Raw genomic sequence first — 18,108 nt, forward strand, 5'->3', positions numbered from 1 at the left:
AAGCCCCCCAACACTCAATCGAAAAACCGCCAGCTGGGCGGTTTGTCCGGGATGGCGCGGCTTGCCTTACACGAAAAGAGCCCCGCGACAGCCACCAAATTCCCCTCCAAGAATACTAGTGGAACACGGTCCCTGAGCCAGGGCTCAAGAGCCCACTCCTGCAAAAGCTTCTTGAGTGTCTGTGACTTTGGGCGGCTTATTGGGTGGGCGCGCTCCCCTCCCCGGCGATAACAAACTTTATAGTCAGCCTGCGGCCAACCCGCTGGCGACTGAAGGACGCTGCCCCCGGGCAGCGGCAGATCGGCGCGGCCATCCCAGTGCCAGCAGTTATCGGTACCACTGGCGACCGGCGCCAGCTCAGGTGTCAGATAGAGGCGATTGCGAAAACGCCGCACCACGCGCCCACCCAAGTTGACCTCAAGCTGCGCATCCTCCGCCGCACAGGCCACTTGGCAGAGCGCCTGCTTTAGTAAATTAGACTCCGGCGACCGCCCCCCCTGACGCAGCACCCAGTGTCGCATCAGATTTTTACGGCGCCCCTCACTGAGGCTAAAAAAGTGTGGCAGGGCCAGACTTTCACCGAAACGCTCTTCCCTTAAGCTCGCCGCCACAAGGTCAGTAAGCGCCAACTCCGACAGCAGCTCTGCCGACTCCCTCAGATTCTCCGCTGCCCGCGCAACCTGGCGACTCACCCCCCAGCGCTGATTGAGTAGCGGCATCACTCGATGCCGTAAAAAATTGCGCTCCAGAGCTTCATCCGCATTGCTATCATCCTCAATCCAATCGAGGCCGTGCATCTCCGCCCACTGCTCCAACTCTGCTCGCCCAACCTTGAGCAGGGGCCGCAGCAAGTGTTTGTCACGCCCGATAAGACGGCTCTCTGACATACTGGCCAACCCCAGTACACCCGCGCCCCGCATCAGGCGCAGCAGGAAAGTCTCCGCCTGATCATCCGCATGATGGCCGAGCAGAATTTGATCCCCTGCAGACATCGCCTGGTCAAAGGCTCGGTACCTGGCGCGGCGGGCACCCTGCTCCAAACCGCCATCTTTGCGATCAACCTCGACCTGAATTGCAGTAAAGGGTACCGCCAGACTTTCGGCAAACGCCTTGCAGTGAGCCCGCCAGACCTCCGCATTGGCATTTAGGCCGTGATGAATATGCAGTGCGCGCACGGGGATCTGGCAGCTAGCCAGGAGATGTAAGAGCACCGTGGAGTCCAGCCCACCTGAAAATCCCACCCAGCGCTGCCCCCTGAGCGGGTGAGATTGCAGCGCACTTTTTAACAGGGTGGGGAGTTTTGCGGTGGGGCTTACATTTTTCACAGGGCATCGGACAAGATCTGAGTTTCCGCCAGTATACCTCTTATCACTAAAGAGGCAGATAAACCGCCACCCCTAGCACTTGCGCACCGACTTGCTCGCGCAGACACAGCCTCAGGCTTTGATGCCGAAAAAAGAGTCAGGCTTATTTGTCGGCGTATATATTTTTAATCGCCCAGAGACATCAAATAATATTGAAATCAAACCCAAGTGCTTCTTGCAGCAATAACCCTGTGGCAAGCAGCGCCCAGGAAGCAAATAGCACTCAATAAAATTTCGGCTGAGAAAATCTCCTACAGGAAATTAGCGGGGCGAAATAAATAGCGGAGATAAAATAGAAGCGCCAGGTAGGCAAAGAAATGCCAACGGGAAAGAACATCTCGTTGGCACTGTTCCTGTGAGAACAAATTGTTTCAGCCTCCAACCGGCATCAAGCGTGATTGACGCCGGCTGGTGGCCCAGGTAATTACCCCTGTTATAACTTAGCCGTCACAACGAATATCAGCAGAAACTCCCGCCTCTGGGGTCAGCTTAACGTTGGCAACTGCAATGGCCATTGGCGCCTCACTCTCCAGACCGAAGGCACTAAACACCTTGCCAAAATCCGCACCCGCTTTTGCGAAGCACTGCAAGTCTACAGAAATCCGGGTCCAGCTCTTCTGCTCCATGGATTTCAGTGCGGACTCCAGCGGCACCTTGGCAGAACAACCATCACCACAGTTCATCGTGGCCAGTACTGGCTTTTCAACCGGCTGGTCGACACGGATATTCAGGGTCAGCGCAGACTTCTCTTCCAGGTAGACATTCAGGTCTTGCATATATTCAGCCGACAGCTGAACCGCACCGGAACGCAGACCTTTCCAGGTGATCAGGCGAGCATCTTCCTGGGAAGACATATCGATAGAGCTGACAGTGATATTCTCATCTTCTCCGCTCACCGCGTAGTTGCCGTGTACAGAGACAGCCTCAGACCCGGCTTCAGCGATATTCAGCACCCAGGGAGCCTGCGGGCGGGAGACCAGCAACCAGGCTTCTTCCAGGCCACCACCGGCATGGGATTCGCTGGTTTCCGGCAGCTCGCTGCTCACCAGGGACTCCTGCTCGGCAGCCAGGCCATAACCCAGCTCAAACAGTGGCTCGTAATTGTCGTGGTATGGATTCAGGACATTCTGATAGCTGTGCATCGGCCAGCTAAATGGCAGCTTGCCGGTAAAGTCGTAACGGGCTTCCCCATCAGCGCCTTTAATCAGCACATCCGCAACACCCGCCCCTTCAGAGCCAGGCAGCCAGGCGGCGACAAAGGCATCGGATGCATTCAATTCACTGTTAATCCAGAGGGGACGGCCGGACAGGAAAACACTCACTACCGGAACACCCTGCTCACGCAGTTTTTTCAGCAACGCCAAATCCTTCTTGTTACCGCGCTGGTATTCCAGGTTGGTAATATCGCCGTGCCACTCTGCATAGGGCTCTTCGCCAAATACAACAACAGCAACCTTGGGTGCCTTGCCATTGGCAAAAGTGGACTCCGAGAAGCTGCCATCCGCACTCAACACCGCTTCACCGCCAGCGGCTTTAACCGCCGATGAAATACCTTCAAAGATAGAAGTCGCGCCGGGGAAGTCTGCGCGGGTATTACCGGTACCCTGCCAGGAAATTGTCCAGCCACCGCTCTGCTTGGGCAGGTTGTCCGCACCGTCACCGGCAACCAGGATATTCTGGTCCGCAGCCAATGGCAGCAGCTTGTCGTTGTTTTTCAGCAACACCAGGGATTTGCGTACCGCTTCACGGGCGAGGGCGCGGTGCTCCGGGTTACCCAGGATGCCATCCTTACCTGCCAGGGGCATATTGCGATCAAACAGACCCGCACGAATTTTTACTCGCAGGATACGGCGAACAGCATCATCGATACGCTCTGCACCGATTTCACCGCTCTTGGCCTGGGCCAGGGTGTTGTTGTACAGCGCTTTCCAGTCCGCCGGCACCATAAACATATCGAGACCGGCATTAATCGCCGCCGCACAACTCTCTACAGTGCAACCGGGCACGAAACCGTGACCATTCCAGTCGCCCACAACGAAGCCATCGAAGCCGAGGCGCTCTTTCAAAACGGTGGTCAGCAGGTATTTGTGGCCGTGGAGCTTGTCACCGTTCCAGCTATTGAAAGAAGCCATAACGGTCTGTACCCCCGCCGGCAGAGCCGTCAGGTAACCCGCCGCATGGACCTCTGCCAGTTCTTTTTCCGGAACCGCGTTGTCACCTCGGTCGATACCGCGTGTCGTACCGCCGTCACCGACAAAGTGCTTGGCAGTGGCCACCAGGTTTTCACCGCGCAGGAATTCAGCGCTGGATTTTTCACCCTGGAGCCCCTTCACCATTGCCTCGGCATAATCCGCAACAATCTTGGGATCTTCGGAATAGCTCTCGTAGGTGCGGCCCCAGCGGTCATCGCGAACTACCGCGACGGTGGGAGCGAAAGTCCAGTCGATACCGGTCACTGCCACTTCGCGGGCGGTAGCGCTGCCAATACGCTCGATCAGCTCCGGGTCCTGGGCGGCGCCCAGGCCAATATTGTGCGGGAACAGGGTCGCACCGATCACATTGTTGTGGCCGTGAACCGCATCGGAACCCCAGATCAGCGGAATCGCAACACCGCCATCGGAAGTATCCATAGAAGCCTTAAAGAAGGCATCGGAAAGCGCGAGCCAGTCTTGCGGCGTGGCAAACTTATCGTTGTTCGGGAAGGCGCCACCGCCGTTCAATACGGAACCCAGGTGATAGGTCTTCACATCTTCAGGGGTAACGCTGCGGATTTCCGCCTGGATCATCTGCCCCACTTTCTCTTCCAGAGACATGCGGGACATGATTTCAGTGATTTGGGCTTCCAGCTTTTCATCGCGCGGTAAGGCTGGCTTTAGTTCAGGCCAGTTGTCGATACCCTCGGCGGCACTGGTGCCAGTGCCAGCCTGCGCTTTATCGGCTTTTGGCTCAGTTTGTTGACTCTCGGAATGGCACCCGGCGAGCACAGAGGCACAGAGCACAAAGCCCAGCGAAAATCGCTTACTAAAATTCACGAATAACTCCCAAAATTATTCCACGCTTGTTAACCGGCTCTACGGGCAACACCGGGCAAACCCTCGGGGAAAACTCTCCCAAAGCTGTGCATCCAGCGCGACCAACTATCGCCATATTTATTATGCCGCGCATCAACTGCCCTGACAGGCCCACACGGTCTGCTTCCACTGAACTGAAATATTGAGGGTTACCCCAAGCTCCAGCCATTATTGGAATCAAGCTCTAGCAGTGCCACATCAGCAAATAGCCATAAAACTAACTTGCGGCTATTCTGTGGGCACAGTTCGCAATGGCAACAAATTGCAGCACTTGCTTCTACAGGCCAAGAGAAATCCGATGGGCCGGCCCAAATCGCAGACAAGGCGGAAGGGGAAAAGAGCGCTCTACTCCACCGCGCTACCGCGCAGAGTTCGCGAAAAAGCACCGTAGTAAACGATGTAGCAATAGCAAACCAGGGGCACCAAAAATGAATACTGGATGCCGGCACTATCCGCCAGCACGCCCTGGAGCAGAGGAATAATTGCACCGCCGACAATGGCCATACACAGGACACCGCTCCCCTGGCTGGTATGCCTGCCCAGCCCGCGCAGGGCCAGACTAAATATGGTCGGGAACATAATCGAATTGCACAGCCCCACCGCAACAATGGACCAGACCGCAATTGGACCAGAAGTCATCATCGCAACGGCAATAAGTACCACCGAGCCCAGGCCACACACCGCCAGCGTTTTCCCCGCTGAGACACAGCGCAGCAAAAAGGCCCCGGCAAAGCGCCCGATCATCGCCCCGCCCCAGTAGTAGGAGACGTATTTTGATGCCTCAAAAGGGGCCATCCGCGCCACTGAAGGCTCGCCGAAGAAACTGACCAGGAAGCTGCCAATAGCCACCTCTGCGCCCACATAGGCAAAAATACCCACAGCCCCCAGAGTCAAGCGGGGGAAACGCCACAGGGAAAATACATCGTGACCACTCGCGCCCCCCTGCTGGTGCTCGGGAACCGCCGGCAGCCTGATCCAGGAGAAGAAAGCCACCATCACCAAGAGAAGTACTGACAGCCAGAAATAAGGGGTCTCTACCAACGCCGCTTCGCGGGCCCTAAATTCGATGATACTCGCCGCCGTATCCGGATCTGCTGCAACGGTGAGCCCGGCAAAGAAGACTGCGCCGCCAATCACCGGTGCCAGCGTGGTGCCCAGAGAGTTAAAAGCCTGGGTGAGATTGAGCCGGCTGGGGGCTGTGCGGGCACTGCCCAGCCCAATAACGTAGGGGTTCGCGGAGACTTGCAGCAGGGTAATACCGGAGGCGAGAACAAACAGGCCCAGTAAAAAGACTTCATAGATTTGCAAGCGGGCAGCGGGAATAAAGACCAGACAACCCGCACAGGCCACCAACAGCCCCAATACCAACCCAAGCTGGTAGCCAACCCGCCTTAACAGCATGCCCGCCGGCACAGACACGAGGAAATAGGCGGCAAAAAAGTAAAACTGCACCAAGACCGCCTTGGTGTAGCTCAGCTCAAAAACGTTTTTCAAGTGCGGCACCAGCACATCGTTTAGGCCGGTAATAAATCCCCAGATCAGGAACAGGGACGTAAGTGCAATTAAATTGATATGGCGCGGCGCAACGCCGGCCGCTGCTCCGGCGCGGGCATCAGTATCATATTTAGCCATCTCGCTCGAGGAAAACCCCGATTCCGGCAACATCTGGCTCATCGGAAACCGATCCCCAAAACTAAACTATTTCTAACCAGTGGCTATTACATTCACCCGGGATTTGTACGCCACCACATACTTACTCAGCAGAAGTCTGTTTCACTCCCGCGATTGTGGGCACATCAACACATCAAATAGGCATCGGGCACTGTATATTTTTACCACAATTAACGACAACTACCTATCTGCCCTGCCAAATTCCAAATTACTGTCATTGACCAGATAGACAACCTAATAGTATCCAACCGAACAAACAGAAGTACCACTGAAATTTGATATCGTAGAAAGCCAGGCCGATTAAATCGCCCTTAAAAAAGAGGGGGGAGTTGTCTTCTGAATCGAGATTGCCGAAAATTACTCGACTATTCACCCCGGAATCAGATAAAAAGGACTTTCCCAGGGGTAAGCCGGATGTATGGCGCTCTCCCCTCTGGCGGGTCACGTTTCAGCAGGGTAATATTTCGCGGATAATAATGAACGCGACGATGAGCGTCTATCCCGTCCTTTTCACAATACCAAATATGCGGGACACCATGCAGTACTCGACCCGTCTAGACACGAGACAGAACACTGAAATTCAGTCTACCCGCTGGTTTTGGAAACTACAGCTGGTCAGCTGGATTGGCATACTGCTGGTCACTTTTCTCTCCCTGACACTGTGGCACTCCCCTACCGAGTGGCCCCACTTCGAGCCAGTCAACACCCTGTTCCAGTGTGCTATTGCATTTTTGCTATCCCTGTTTTTAAAACCGATTTTTGATGTTGCCTGGGAGTCGGAGCTTGCCTTCCGCACCGTTATTTACCTGTTGGCGGTCGCGGTTATCTCGGGAATATGGACGCTAGTTCGCATGGAGGCCTATATACGCCTCAGCGGCGAACACTCAATCTGGTCCGAATTCGGCGGCTGGTATTACGCCTCTCTATTTGTATTTTTATTCTGGAGTGCCCTGTACTGCGGGGTAAAATATCACTTCCTATTGAATATAGAACACAAAAAAATGCTAGAGGTCGCGGCGGTACACGAACGGGAGCAGCTCCGCAGACTTCAGGCTGAGGCTATTGCCAATGAAGCGCAGCTCAAAATGCTGCGCTACCAGCTCAACCCACATTTTCTATTCAATACACTCAACTCCATTAACGCGCTAATTCGCTTTCAGCAAGCCGACGAAGCGCGGGAAATGGTTGTGCGCCTCAGCGACTTCTTAAGGCTCTCACTCAAGGAAGACCCGATGCAGAAAGTTGAGCTTGAGCGCGAGATCGAAGCGGTACTGCTCTACCTGGAGATCGAGAAAACCCGCTTTGCCGACAGGCTGTCTGTCGAGCTATCGATCGATGAAACCGTGCGCCGCGCACAAGTGCCCAGCATGTTGCTGCAACCACTGGTAGAAAACTCAGTGAAATATGCCATAGCCCCCAATGAAATGGGGGGCACTATCGGTATTTATGCACACAGCACCGATCATCGCCTGATACTGGAGGTCTGCGACACCGGCTGCCCAGACCAGTTGACGAGCGATTGTGACCCGGAAGCCTCCTCAACGGGGGTGGGCCTCAAAAATGTGCGCGAACGCTTATCCACGCTCTATCCGCAAGATTTTAAGATAGAGCAAAACCAAAATTCTGATGGCGGAATGCAAGTACTTATTAATATTCCACTGGAACTGTCCAATCAAACCACCCACCTGACACAGGGAGAAGTTCAATGAGCAAGCTCAGCGTCGTACTGGTGGACGACGAACCCCTGGCCTTACGGCTGCTAAAAAGTATGCTCGAAGAACGCAAGGATCTGGATATCCTCGCCTGCTGTCGCAATGGCCGGGAAGCGGTTCAGGCCGTCTCGGAGCACAGCCCGGACCTTCTTATTCTCGATGTGCAAATGCCGGGTATGAATGGCTTCGATGTGGTGCGCAACCTACAGGCCGACACCATGCCCCTGGTGATCTTCGCCACAGCTTACGACCAATACGCCCTCAAGGCATTTGAGGTCCACGCGGTTGACTATGTACTCAAACCCCTGGACCCGCGCCGGCTGGACACCGCCCTGGAGCGGGCGCAACAACGCCAGGCGCAGCTGTTGTCCAAGGGCGAAGACGGTCATCAGGAAGAAAAAAACCGCCTGCTGCGCTCCTTCGAAAACAGTGCCAAGCCAACCCCAAGCGGCGACAGCAGCGCCCCTGTGACCAATCAGCGCCTCGCCATTAAAGACCGGGGCAGTATTACCATGGTCAACCAGCCGGATATCGAGTGGATCGATGCCGCCGGGGACTATATGTGCGTACATGCCAAAGGGGAAACCCATGTTATGCGCAGCACCATTAAAGATCTGCAAAAACAGCTCTGCCCGGACACCTTTAAACGCATCCACAGATCCACACTGGTCAACCTGAACTTTATTGTCCATATCAAAGTTCTGACCAAAGGCGAGTACTTCCTCACCCTGAGCAGCGGTGCAAAGCTGAAAGTCAGCCGCAATTACCGCCTGCCGATTAAAGAGTTTCTCGACACCAATAAGCAATCCGACTTGACCGCCCCCCAAGCCTCCTAACCCTTCTAATACTGGCAGGGATCGCCAGTACCTCCTCTCCCTACACCCCAGCAAGCTGGCCCTTTTCTTGCGGGCATAAAAAAGCCGGCATAAAAATGCCGGCAAACGAGCTCAGAAGAGAAGATGAGAAAACTTAAGCGCGCTTATCTGTACGGTGTCCTGCGAGACCGTAGTAGAGAATATAGAGGTAGCAGAAGATCGGCAGAACGAACGCCAACTGGATACCAATTTGGTCAGCCAAGAGGCCCTGCAACAGCGGCACAATGGCACCGCCCACAATGGCTAGGCATAAGATTCCGGAACCCTGACTGGTTGAGCGGCCCAGCTTGGCCAGCGCCAAACTAAAGATAGTCGGGAACATAATCGAGTTGCACAGGCCCACCGCCAGCACCGCCCACATCGCCAGGTAGCCGCTACCCATAACGGTAATCAGCAGCAGAACACAGGAGCCGATAGAGCAGATTGCGAGCACCTTGCCGGCAGAAATAAAGCGCATGACCAAGGCGCCAGCAAAACGACCGACCATTGCGCCCCCCCAATACAGGGAGATATAGAAGGCAGCTTCAGACTCCTCCAAACCGGCGATGGAATCTTCCGCGATAAAGTTCACCAGGAAGCTGCCGATAGAAACCTCGGCACCTACGTAGACAAAAATAGCGATTGCGCCCAACACCAAGTGGCGGTGGCTCCAGGCGGAAGCGGCTTCAGTGTTGGCAACAGACTCAGAAGTTGCACTGCTGACAATTGCCGGCAAATTCAAAAAAGCGAAAACGATAGCCAGGACCGCCAGCGCAGAGGCCAGGATCAGGTAAGGCACTTCAATCACGGCGGCACTGGCAGCACCCGCTGCAACGCCGGCAGCAGGTAAAATCAGCAATGCGCCAAATTGCGGGGCGATAGTGGTGCCCAGGGAGTTAAAGCCTTGGGTCAGGGTCAGGCGACTGGGCGCCGTGCGCTCATCACCCAACGCAGTCACATAGGGATTGGCGGAGACCTGCAAAATAGTAATACCAGAAGCCAAAATAAATAGGGCACCGAGAAACAGTGCGTAGACTTCCATTCTTTCTGCGGGAATAAACAACAGGCAGCCCACTACCGCAATGCTCAGGCCAGTCACAATCCCTTTCTGGTAACCAATTTTACTGACCAGGGCGCCGGCGGGCAGAGAAACGAGAAAATAGGCACCGAAAAAGCAGAACTGTACCAGCATTGCCTGGGCATAGTTCAGGTCGAAAATCCCTTTCAAGTAGGGGATCAAAATATCGTTCAGACAGGTGATAAAGCCCCACATAAAAAATAGTGAGGTCAGCGCCACCAGGGCAAATCTGTGCCCCGACTGGTCACCGGTCGGTATCTGGGCAGCATCCGTTGCTGTATTACTCTGCATTATTGCCATAATTATTAATCCTGAGACTTCAACTCACCGGCGGATATTTTTATCCGGGCAAGCCTATGCCTATTGCACCAATCTTTATTGTCGGTACTTTCTATCACGGAGGCAGCGCCGCCTCAGAGGGCTTTTCGATAAGGGGGTTCAAAATGGGGGCAGCGTGGACACACCACTGCCGGCAAGCGCCAGACCAGCCACTGTTAGAATAGTCGGGCGTAAAAAAATTGGGGAAGCTTACCCCACAAAAGCACCCACTTTTTTGAGGCTTTATTTCCACTGGAACGCTTTCAACGAGCCTAAAATCTCACTTGTCAGGCGAACCGAACAACATCAACAATCGGTTTTCCAGCGCAGAAATGGCAAAAGAGCGCGCGCGGGTACAAATCGAATAAGAGGGGAAACTGCAACCGCAGCCGAGAGAATTAAAATTCATATTCTCGGCGCGGTTCGGGAAACTACTGCGGCAAAAAAGACCGTTTAAGAAACGATGTTGCCGTAGCTCATCAGGCGCTGGTAGCGTTTCTCCAGCAGCTCATCAATGGGGATGCCGCTCAGCTGATCCAGCTGCTCGCTGAGGCGATCTTTAAGGCTGTTGGCCATTGCATCCAGATCCCGGTGGGCACCGCCGAGCGGTTCGGGAATGGTCTCATCCACAATGCCCAGCTCTTCCAACACGCTGGAGGTCACCCCCATCGCCTCGGCGGCCAAAGGTGCCTTCTCGACAGTTTTCCAGATAATGTTGGCGCAACCCTCGGGGGAAATCACAAAGTAGGTGGAGTACTGCAGCATGTTCAGCTGGTCACCCACACCGATCGCCAGTGCGCCACCGGAGGAGCCCTCACCAATCACGGTGCAAATAATCGGCGTGCGCAGGCGGGACATCACTGCCAGGTTCTGGGCGATGGCCTCACTGATGCCGCGCTCTTCACTGTCGATACCCGGGTAGGCTCCCGGGGTGTCGATCAGGGTCAGCACCGGCATCTTAAAGCGCTCGGCCATCTCCATAACGCGCAGGGCTTTGCGATAGCCCTCCGGCTTCGGCATGCCAAAGTTGCGCGCAACCTTCTCGTTAACGGAGCGGCCTTTTTCTTCACCGATCACCGCCACCGGCTTGCCGTTTAAGCGCGCAATACCGGCAATAATCGCCTTGTCGTCACCGAAGTGGCGGTCGCCGTGCAGCTCGTCCCAATCGGTGAACAGGCGCTCGATATAGTCCTTGGAGTAGGGGCGCTGCGGATGGCGAGCCACCTGTACCACCTGCCACGGGCTCAGGTTGGAATAGATGGACTCAGTCAGAGACCGACTCTTCTCCCGCAGCCGGGTAACTTCATCGGCGATATTCAGCTCGTTGTCATCGCCCACAAGCTGTAGCTCTTTTATCTTGCCTTCCAGCTCCGCAATTGGCTGCTCAAACTCGAGAAAATTGAAATTCATGAAATCTGCGCCTTTAACTCTTTTTAATGCCACCGGGCTATCACAGCGGCATAGCTTAACTGTACAGAACCAGCCAGTCGAGCCCGGTGAACTTTAACGCCGTTGTGCGTATTGAAGCGCCACCTGCTCACGTCCCAACAGTTCCCTGAGGGACTGGACCATCTGGTCATTCGGCTCTACATTCCACTGCGGCGGCAGTCGGTACAGGCCCCGGGCGTCGTGACGGGAAACCTCAAGGCTGACCCCACACTGACCACCGGTATAGGGCTGCAGGCAGGCGGCCAGCCGCTTGGCCAGCCCCGGCGCCACACCGCCGCTATCCACTCGCAAGTGCACCCCGGTCACCCGGCTCTGGCGCAACTCATCGAGCGTGGAAACGCTGTTCACTGTCATCTTCAGGCCGCCGCTGTAATCGTCAGTGGCAACCGGTCCATCCAATACCAGCAGAGCATCTTTGGCCAACTTATCGCGGTGTTCGCCAAAGGCCTCGCTGAACATGGCCGCTTCAATCCGGCCGCTGCGGTCATCCAGGGTAACAATCGCCATGGAATCACCGCGCTTGGTTTTCATCACCCGCATCGCCACCACCAGGCCCGCAACTTTTTGCGCTTCGCGGCCGGGTTTCAGATCGGCGATTCGCGCCTTCACCAGGTGTTTTAACTCGCCGGCATACTCATCGATCGGGTGCCCGGTGAGATACAGACCCAGGGTGTTCTTTTCTCCCTCCAGGCGCTCGCGGATACTCCAGCAGCGCGTGCGGCGGAAATCCTCGTACACATCGCCTTCCGATGCCTGAGGCACCACCTCGCCAAACAGGTCCATCATGCCCGCATTGGCATTGGCCTTTTGCTGCTCCGCCGCTTTTACCGCTTCATCCAGCGCGTTAAACAGCACAGCGCGGGAGTAATCCAGGCCGTCGGCACCATTGGTATCCGGGCCTATGCTATCCAGTGCCCCAGAGCGCACCAGTGCCTCCAGCGCGCGCTTGTTCACCTTGCGTGGGTCAACCCGCGAGCAGAAGTCGAACAGGTCGGTAAAGGGACCACCCTCTTCCCGCGCCGCAATAATATTTTCAATCGGACCTTCACCCAGGCCCTTAATCGCACCGAGACCGTAGATAATACGATTGTCGATATCCACCGAGAACTGGAAGCTGCCCAGATTCACATCCGGCGGCACCAGCACCAGCTCCATGGCTCGGCACTCTTCGATAAAGGTCACCACCTTATCGGTCTTATCCATATCCGAAGACATGGTCGCCGCCATAAACTGGGCGGGATAGTGCGCTTTCAGCCAAGCGGTCTGGTATGACACCAGTGCGTAAGCCGCAGAGTGGGATTTGTTAAAACCATAGCCTGCGAACTTCTCTACCAGGTCGAAGATCTTAATCGCAAGTTCGGGGTCAATTCCTTGCTCTTTTGCCCCATTTTCAAAAGTGGCCCTCTGTTTGGCCATTTCCTCCGGTTTCTTTTTACCCATCGCCCGGCGCAACAGGTCGGCGCCACCGAGGGTATAGCCCGCCAATTCCTGGGCGATCTGCATCACCTGTTCCTGGTAGACAATAACCCCGTAAGTGGGCTCCAGGATCGGTTGCAGTTTTTCGTGCTGGTATTTGGCATCCGGGTAGGCCACCTGGGCGCGACCGTGCTTCCGGTTAATAAAGTCATCAACCATGCCCGATTGCAGCGGACCCGGACGGAACAGGGCCACCAGGGCGATCATATCTTCCAGGTTGTCCGGCTGTAGGCGCTTGATCAGGTCCTTCATACCCCGGGATTCCAACTGGAATACCGCCGTGGTCTCTGCTCTTTTGAGCATCTTGAAGGTTTCTTCATCGTCCAGCGGCAGCGCGGCAATATCCAGGGGTTCCTCACCCTCGCGCGCACGGGTCTCGTCCACCATACGCTTGGCCCAGTCGATGATGGTCAGCGTCCGCAGGCCGAGGAAGTCAAACTTCACCAGGCCCGCATCTTCCACATCGTTTTTATCGAACTGGGTTACCAGACCCGCGCCAGTCTCGTCACAGTAGAGCGGTGCGAAATCGGTGAGCTTGGTGGGGGCGATAACCACACCACCGGCGTGCTTGCCCACGTTACGGGAGACCCCTTCGAGTTGCAGGGCCATCTCCCAGATTTCCTGGCCCTCATCGTCGTGGTCGAGGAATTCCCGCAGGATCTCTTCCTGGTCGAAGGCCTTTTGCAGGGTCATGCCCACATCGGGGGGAATCATTTTGGACAGCTTATCGGCGAGGCCGTAGGACTTGCCCTGTACCCGCGCCACATCCCGCACCACCGCCTTCGCGGCCATGGTTCCGAAGGTAATAATCTGGCTCACCGCCTGGCGGCCATAGTTATCCGCAACGTAGCCAATTACCCGGTCGCGCTTCTCCATACAGAAGTCGATATCGAAGTCGGGCATCGACACCCGCTCCGGGTTCAGGAATCGCTCGAACAGCAGATCGTATTGCAGTGGGTCCAGATCGGTAATATCCAGCGAGTAGGCCACCAGGGAACCGGCACCGGAACCCCGCCCCGGGCCCACCGGGATATCGTGGTCTTTGGCCCACTGGATAAAGTCCATTACGATCAGGAAGTAACCGGGGAATCCCATCTGGATAATGATATCCAGCTCAAAGCGCAGGCGGTCTTCGTAGATCTGGCGGCGCTCGGCATAGTCCGCAGCGGACTTGTCGAGGATGGTGGCGAGGCGCCGCTCCATACCTTCATAGGAGACTTTTTCGAAGAACTGGTCTTCGGTCATGCCCTCGGGAATCGGGTATTCCGGCAGGAAGTATTTACCCAGCTGGATCGGTGCGGAGCAGCGCTTGGCAATCTCCACGGTGTTTTCCAGGGCTTCGGGGATATCGCCAAACAGCTCCCACATTTCTTCCGGTGTGCGGAAATACTGCTGCGCGGAATAGCGGCGTTCGCGGCGGGGGTCATCGAGAGCGCGGCCTTCGTGGATACAAACGCGCACCTCGTGGGCCTCGAACTCGCTCTCGTCCATAAAGCGCACATCGTTAGTGGCGACTACTGGCAAGTTCAGGTTCTGGGCCAACTTCACCGCCGAGTGCAGGTAGTCCTCATCGCCAGCGCGCCCGGTGCGCTGTAACTCCAGGTAATAGCGACCGGGGAATAACTCCGCCCACTCCCGTGCCAGCTCCTCCGCCTGGGCGCGGCGCCCCGCTACCAGGGCACGGCCCACATCGCCGTACTTGGCACCGGACAGCATCAGCACCCCTTCGCTGTACTCTTTAACCCATTCGCGTTTGATATAGGCGTTACCGTGATACTGCCCCTCCATCCAGGCACGGGAAATCAGCTCGGTAATATTGCGGTAGCCATCGGCGTTCATCGCATAGAGCGTGATCAGCGTAGGCTTGCCTTCGCCGCCTTCGCTGAGCCAAAAATCCGCAGCGGTAATCGGCTTGATACCGGAGCCCAAACAGGCCCGGTAGAATTTAATCTGCCCGTAGAGGTTGCACTGGTCGGTAATCGCCAGGGCTGGCATTTCCAACTCCTGAGCGCGGGCGATGGCCGGCTTGATTCTTACCAGGCCATCGATCAGGGAAAATTCTGAGTGAATTCTTAGGTGGACAAAGGGTTGGGTCATAGTCGCATTTAGTTCCGGGCCCTGCGAGGCCCGGCCCCGACAAAGCGCTATCGATTGTTTACCAGATTCGGCCCATTTGCCGCGCGCGCTCGGTGCAGAGCTTTAACACTGCACGGCGCTCATCATTGTTCATGGAGCCCCAGCGGCTGATTTCGTTACCACTGCGAAAACAGCCCTCGCACAGGTCCTGTTCATTCAGGGCACATACGGAGATACAGGGGGATTTCACCGGGCGCTCTTTCGGCTGCACGGTTTTTACCGGTTGTTCAGACATCTTTAGCCTCAAGCGGGACCAGCTCACTGGCGAAATGTTTGCCGTTGGCCGCATAGTGATCGCTGCTGGCTTTGAGCAGCTCGTAGGTGGCGGGATCGAGAGATTTTACTACCTTGCCGGGAGAGCCCAGCACCATAGAGTAATCGGGGATTTCTGTACCCTCGGTCACCAGCGCATTGGCGCCAATGATACAGCACTTGCCGATTTTGGCCCGGTTTAAGATCACGGCATTGATACCAATCAGGCTGTAATCACCAATGTCACAGCCGTGCAGCATCACTTTATGGCCTACGGTGACACCGGTGCCGATGGTTAATGGCACACCCACATCGGCATGCAATACCGAGCCATCCTGTACATTGCTGTATTCACCGATAGTGATCGGCGCACAGTCACCGCGCACCACCGCGTTAAACCATACGGAACTGTGCGCAAGCATACGCACATCTCCAATCACATGGGCACCGGGCGCAACATAGTGGCCCTCACCTTCCAGTTGTGGCTGCTTATCCCCCAATCTGTACAGCATTTGGCCTCCGGTTCAATATGGCTTTGAACCGCTTATTATCTCGCGCCAAAGAGGCCGTGGCTAGGGAGAGATGATTGCGCTTTTCCCAATATGACCCGCTAGAGCAGCTCGCCCTGCTGGACAAAGTTGGCACCCTCAAGGGTGAGCAAGCGCGCTTTCAAAGACAGGCCGCCGGCGTAGCCGGTAAGGCTGCCATTGGCTCCGATTACACGGTGGCAGGGAATAACGATAGCAATCGGATTCGCACCATTGGCCCGCGCCACCGCGCGAATAGCCCGTGGCTGGCCCAGCCACTGGGCTTGCTGGCTATAACTGCGGGTTTCGCCAAAAGGAATTTGCAACAGCGCATCCCAGACCCGGCGCTGGAATTCAGTGCCCTTTGGCGCCAGAGGCAAATCAAAGCTTTTGCGCTGGCCAGTGATATATTCCCGCAACTGCTGGGCGGCCAAATCCGTCAGCTCCGAGGCGCCCCGCTGCCAACCGGCCCCCAAACGCAATGGCCGTTCATCGTCATAAAACTGGAGTGCAACTATACCCCGGGAAAGCCCCTCTCCCGCCTGCTCGCAGGCCGCGATGGCAACATCCCCCAATTCCGTGGTGTAACTCTCATAGACAATCATTTTTTCTCTCCAGATTTCAGGGACTGCCACAACAAAATGGCTCCATATGCCCGCCAGGGCCGCCACTGCTCTGCCCGCTCCAGGGCCTGCTTGGGTTTTGCCTTTTCACCATCACTGCCCAAGGCTTGCAGAATACCCAAATCCGACGCGGGGAAAGCATCCGGCATCGACAGGCCCCGCATAGCAATATAATGCGCTGTCCAATCGCCAATACCCGGCAGTGCCGTGGCTTGGCTGCACCAGTCCTCCAGGGACTGATCGGCAAAACTCACACGGCCATCCAAAGTTGCGGCGACAAACTCCTGTAGGGTTTTCATCCGAGCCCGAGTCAAGCCCAGATCGGCAAAGTCAGCCTCAGCGAGACGCTCCGCCGTTGGGAATAAAAACCGCTCTGTGCCAGCATCATCCACAAAAGACTCCCCGTAGCGGGCCACGATACGTCCGGCAATAGTGGTCGCCGCCGCGACACTGATCTGCTGACCGAGAATCGCCCGCAGTGCATATTCGAATGGGTCCCAAGCACCGGGCAAGCGCAGGCCCGGATTCTTCGCCAACTGATCCGCCAGCAGTGGATCTTCATTTAATACCGTCTGGATCTCTTCAATATCCGCATCCAGATCAAACAGCCGGCGCAGGCGCTGGTTCAGTAGATATAACCCTGCCCCACCTTCCTGACCAAAAACTTCCACCACCAGGCGATTGCGTTGCGGATCGTGGGAAACCTCCATCACGCCACGACAAGAATCCAGTTCGAAACTGCGTGAATAGACCTCCCCCTCCACCTGCTCCACCCCGGCCAAAGCGCGAGTTCCCAAAAAAGCCAGGAGTTGCTGCCAATCTAACGGCGGGCGGTAATCCAGGTACAACCGCACCCGTGTGGCACTCGCCTTTTCCGCGCGCGCTGCGTGTCCCTCCCTGCGCACCTCGGATGGAGTGCGCTGATAGATCTGTTTGAATACGCCGTTAAAGCGTCTCAAGCTGTTAAAACCAGACTCGTAGGCAACTTCAGCAATAGGCAAGTCCGTATCTCGCAGTAAGCGAAAAGCAAACAGTGCCCGCTCGGTTTGCCAGACCGCTAAGGGGCTTACCCCCAGGTGCTCAGAGAACAAACGACGCAAATAGCGGCTACTGACTCCAAGACGCTCTGCCAGTCGCTCTACAGATTGAGGCTCGCGCTCACTGCGCATCAGTTTTAAAGCGCGCTGCACAGTGGTCGATACCAATCCCCAAGCTGGACTGCCCGGCGCAGAATCGGGTCGACAGCGCAGGCAGGGCCTAAAGCCCGCATTGGCCGCCTCCGCCGCAGTTTCAAAATAAGTAACATTGCGCTCCAGCGGTGGCCGAGCGGGACAGATCGGGCGGCAGAAAATGCCGGTTGTTTTCACTGCGGTATAGAAGCGCCCATCAAAGCGCCGGTCTCGGGCCAATCGCGCACTGGAGCAAACTGCTGCATCAATCTTCATAAGTCTCTCTCGTTTCTGACTACCAGTGTATGGATTGGACGGTATCGGAACTAGTCATAAACGGAACTGACCATTTTGGGCTTTAGACTTGCAAGTCAGGAAGTGAGGCCCAGAGGGAAAGGGCCAATTGGG

Annotated in this window: 13 protein-coding genes; 3 read left to right on the plus strand and 10 right to left on the minus strand. The window is 56.0% G+C overall.

What is annotated here, in order from left to right; genetic code table 11:
- Positions 1-14 precede the first annotated feature (14 nt).
- From tilS to ACJJIK_RS08565, 3 genes are all read right to left on the minus strand, one after another.
- Positions 15-1,325, minus strand: coding sequence for a tRNA lysidine(34) synthetase TilS (gene tilS, locus ACJJIK_RS08555; protein WP_444944756.1), 1,311 nt, complete (start codon positions 1,323-1,325; stop codon positions 15-17).
- 479 nt (positions 1,326-1,804) lie between these two features.
- Complete coding sequence (locus tag ACJJIK_RS08560) at positions 1,805-4,396, minus strand: glycoside hydrolase family 3 protein (RefSeq protein WP_444944757.1); 2,592 nt, start codon at positions 4,394-4,396, stop codon at positions 1,805-1,807.
- 384 nt (positions 4,397-4,780) lie between these two features.
- A complete protein-coding gene (locus tag ACJJIK_RS08565; RefSeq protein WP_444944758.1) occupies positions 4,781-6,109 on the minus strand; it encodes a sugar MFS transporter in 1,329 nt (442 codons plus the stop codon).
- Between the two features lie 533 nt (positions 6,110-6,642).
- On the opposite strand from ACJJIK_RS08565, the gene ACJJIK_RS08570 reads away from it, so the two are divergent.
- Together ACJJIK_RS08570 and ACJJIK_RS08575 are read left to right on the plus strand one after the other, a co-directional pair.
- Positions 6,643-7,815, plus strand: a complete 1,173-nt coding sequence (locus ACJJIK_RS08570; RefSeq protein WP_444930209.1) for a sensor histidine kinase — start codon at positions 6,643-6,645, stop codon at positions 7,813-7,815.
- The gene (locus ACJJIK_RS08575; protein WP_444930208.1) at positions 7,812-8,654 is read left to right on the plus strand and encodes a LytR/AlgR family response regulator transcription factor; all 843 of its coding nucleotides are present in this window, start codon (positions 7,812-7,814) and stop codon (positions 8,652-8,654) included. The genes ACJJIK_RS08570 and ACJJIK_RS08575 overlap by 4 nt, the downstream gene beginning before the upstream one ends.
- A gap of 133 nt (positions 8,655-8,787) precedes the next feature.
- On the opposite strand, the gene ACJJIK_RS08580 is transcribed toward ACJJIK_RS08575, so the two are convergent.
- A complete protein-coding gene (locus ACJJIK_RS08580; protein WP_444944759.1) occupies positions 8,788-10,050 on the minus strand; it encodes a sugar MFS transporter in 1,263 nt (420 codons plus the stop codon).
- Positions 10,051-10,204: 154 nt separating this feature from the next.
- Here ACJJIK_RS08580 and ACJJIK_RS08585 point away from each other — a divergent pair, with 154 nt between their 5' ends.
- Positions 10,205-10,525 (plus strand): hypothetical protein, encoded by a 321-nt coding sequence (locus tag ACJJIK_RS08585; RefSeq protein ID WP_444930206.1) that lies wholly within the window; start codon positions 10,205-10,207, stop codon positions 10,523-10,525.
- On the opposite strand, the gene ACJJIK_RS08590 is transcribed toward ACJJIK_RS08585, so the two are convergent.
- The 6 genes from ACJJIK_RS08590 to ACJJIK_RS08615 all read right to left on the minus strand — a co-directional run bounded on the left by ACJJIK_RS08590 (position 10,522) and on the right by ACJJIK_RS08615 (position 17,976).
- Positions 10,522-11,478, minus strand: a complete 957-nt coding sequence (locus tag ACJJIK_RS08590; RefSeq protein ID WP_444944760.1) for an acetyl-CoA carboxylase carboxyltransferase subunit alpha — start codon at positions 11,476-11,478, stop codon at positions 10,522-10,524. The genes ACJJIK_RS08585 and ACJJIK_RS08590 overlap by 4 nt on opposite strands.
- A 93-nt stretch (positions 11,479-11,571) precedes the next feature.
- Complete coding sequence (gene dnaE / locus ACJJIK_RS08595; protein WP_444944761.1) at positions 11,572-15,090, minus strand: DNA polymerase III subunit alpha; 3,519 nt, start codon at positions 15,088-15,090, stop codon at positions 11,572-11,574.
- A 58-nt stretch (positions 15,091-15,148) separates the two neighbouring features.
- Entirely contained in the window at positions 15,149-15,364 is a 216-nt protein-coding gene (locus tag ACJJIK_RS08600) for a DUF1289 domain-containing protein (protein WP_226646208.1), read from the minus strand.
- Positions 15,357-15,893 carry a gamma carbonic anhydrase family protein gene (locus tag ACJJIK_RS08605; RefSeq protein WP_444930203.1) on the minus strand — a complete coding sequence of 179 codons (537 nt, stop codon included), beginning with the start codon at positions 15,891-15,893 and terminating at the stop codon, positions 15,357-15,359. The genes ACJJIK_RS08600 and ACJJIK_RS08605 overlap by 8 nt, the downstream gene beginning before the upstream one ends.
- Positions 15,894-15,991: 98 nt before the next feature.
- On the minus strand, positions 15,992-16,513 hold the full coding sequence (locus tag ACJJIK_RS08610; protein WP_444930202.1) for a methylated-DNA--[protein]-cysteine S-methyltransferase: 522 nt from the start codon (positions 16,511-16,513) through the stop codon (positions 15,992-15,994).
- Positions 16,510-17,976 (minus strand): AlkA N-terminal domain-containing protein, encoded by a 1,467-nt coding sequence (locus ACJJIK_RS08615; RefSeq protein ID WP_444944762.1) that lies wholly within the window; start codon positions 17,974-17,976, stop codon positions 16,510-16,512. The genes ACJJIK_RS08610 and ACJJIK_RS08615 overlap by 4 nt, the downstream gene beginning before the upstream one ends.
- Between the last annotated feature and the right edge of the window lie 132 nt (positions 17,977-18,108).

The organism is Microbulbifer regidiadema (SeqCode), from assembly GCF_052466995.1.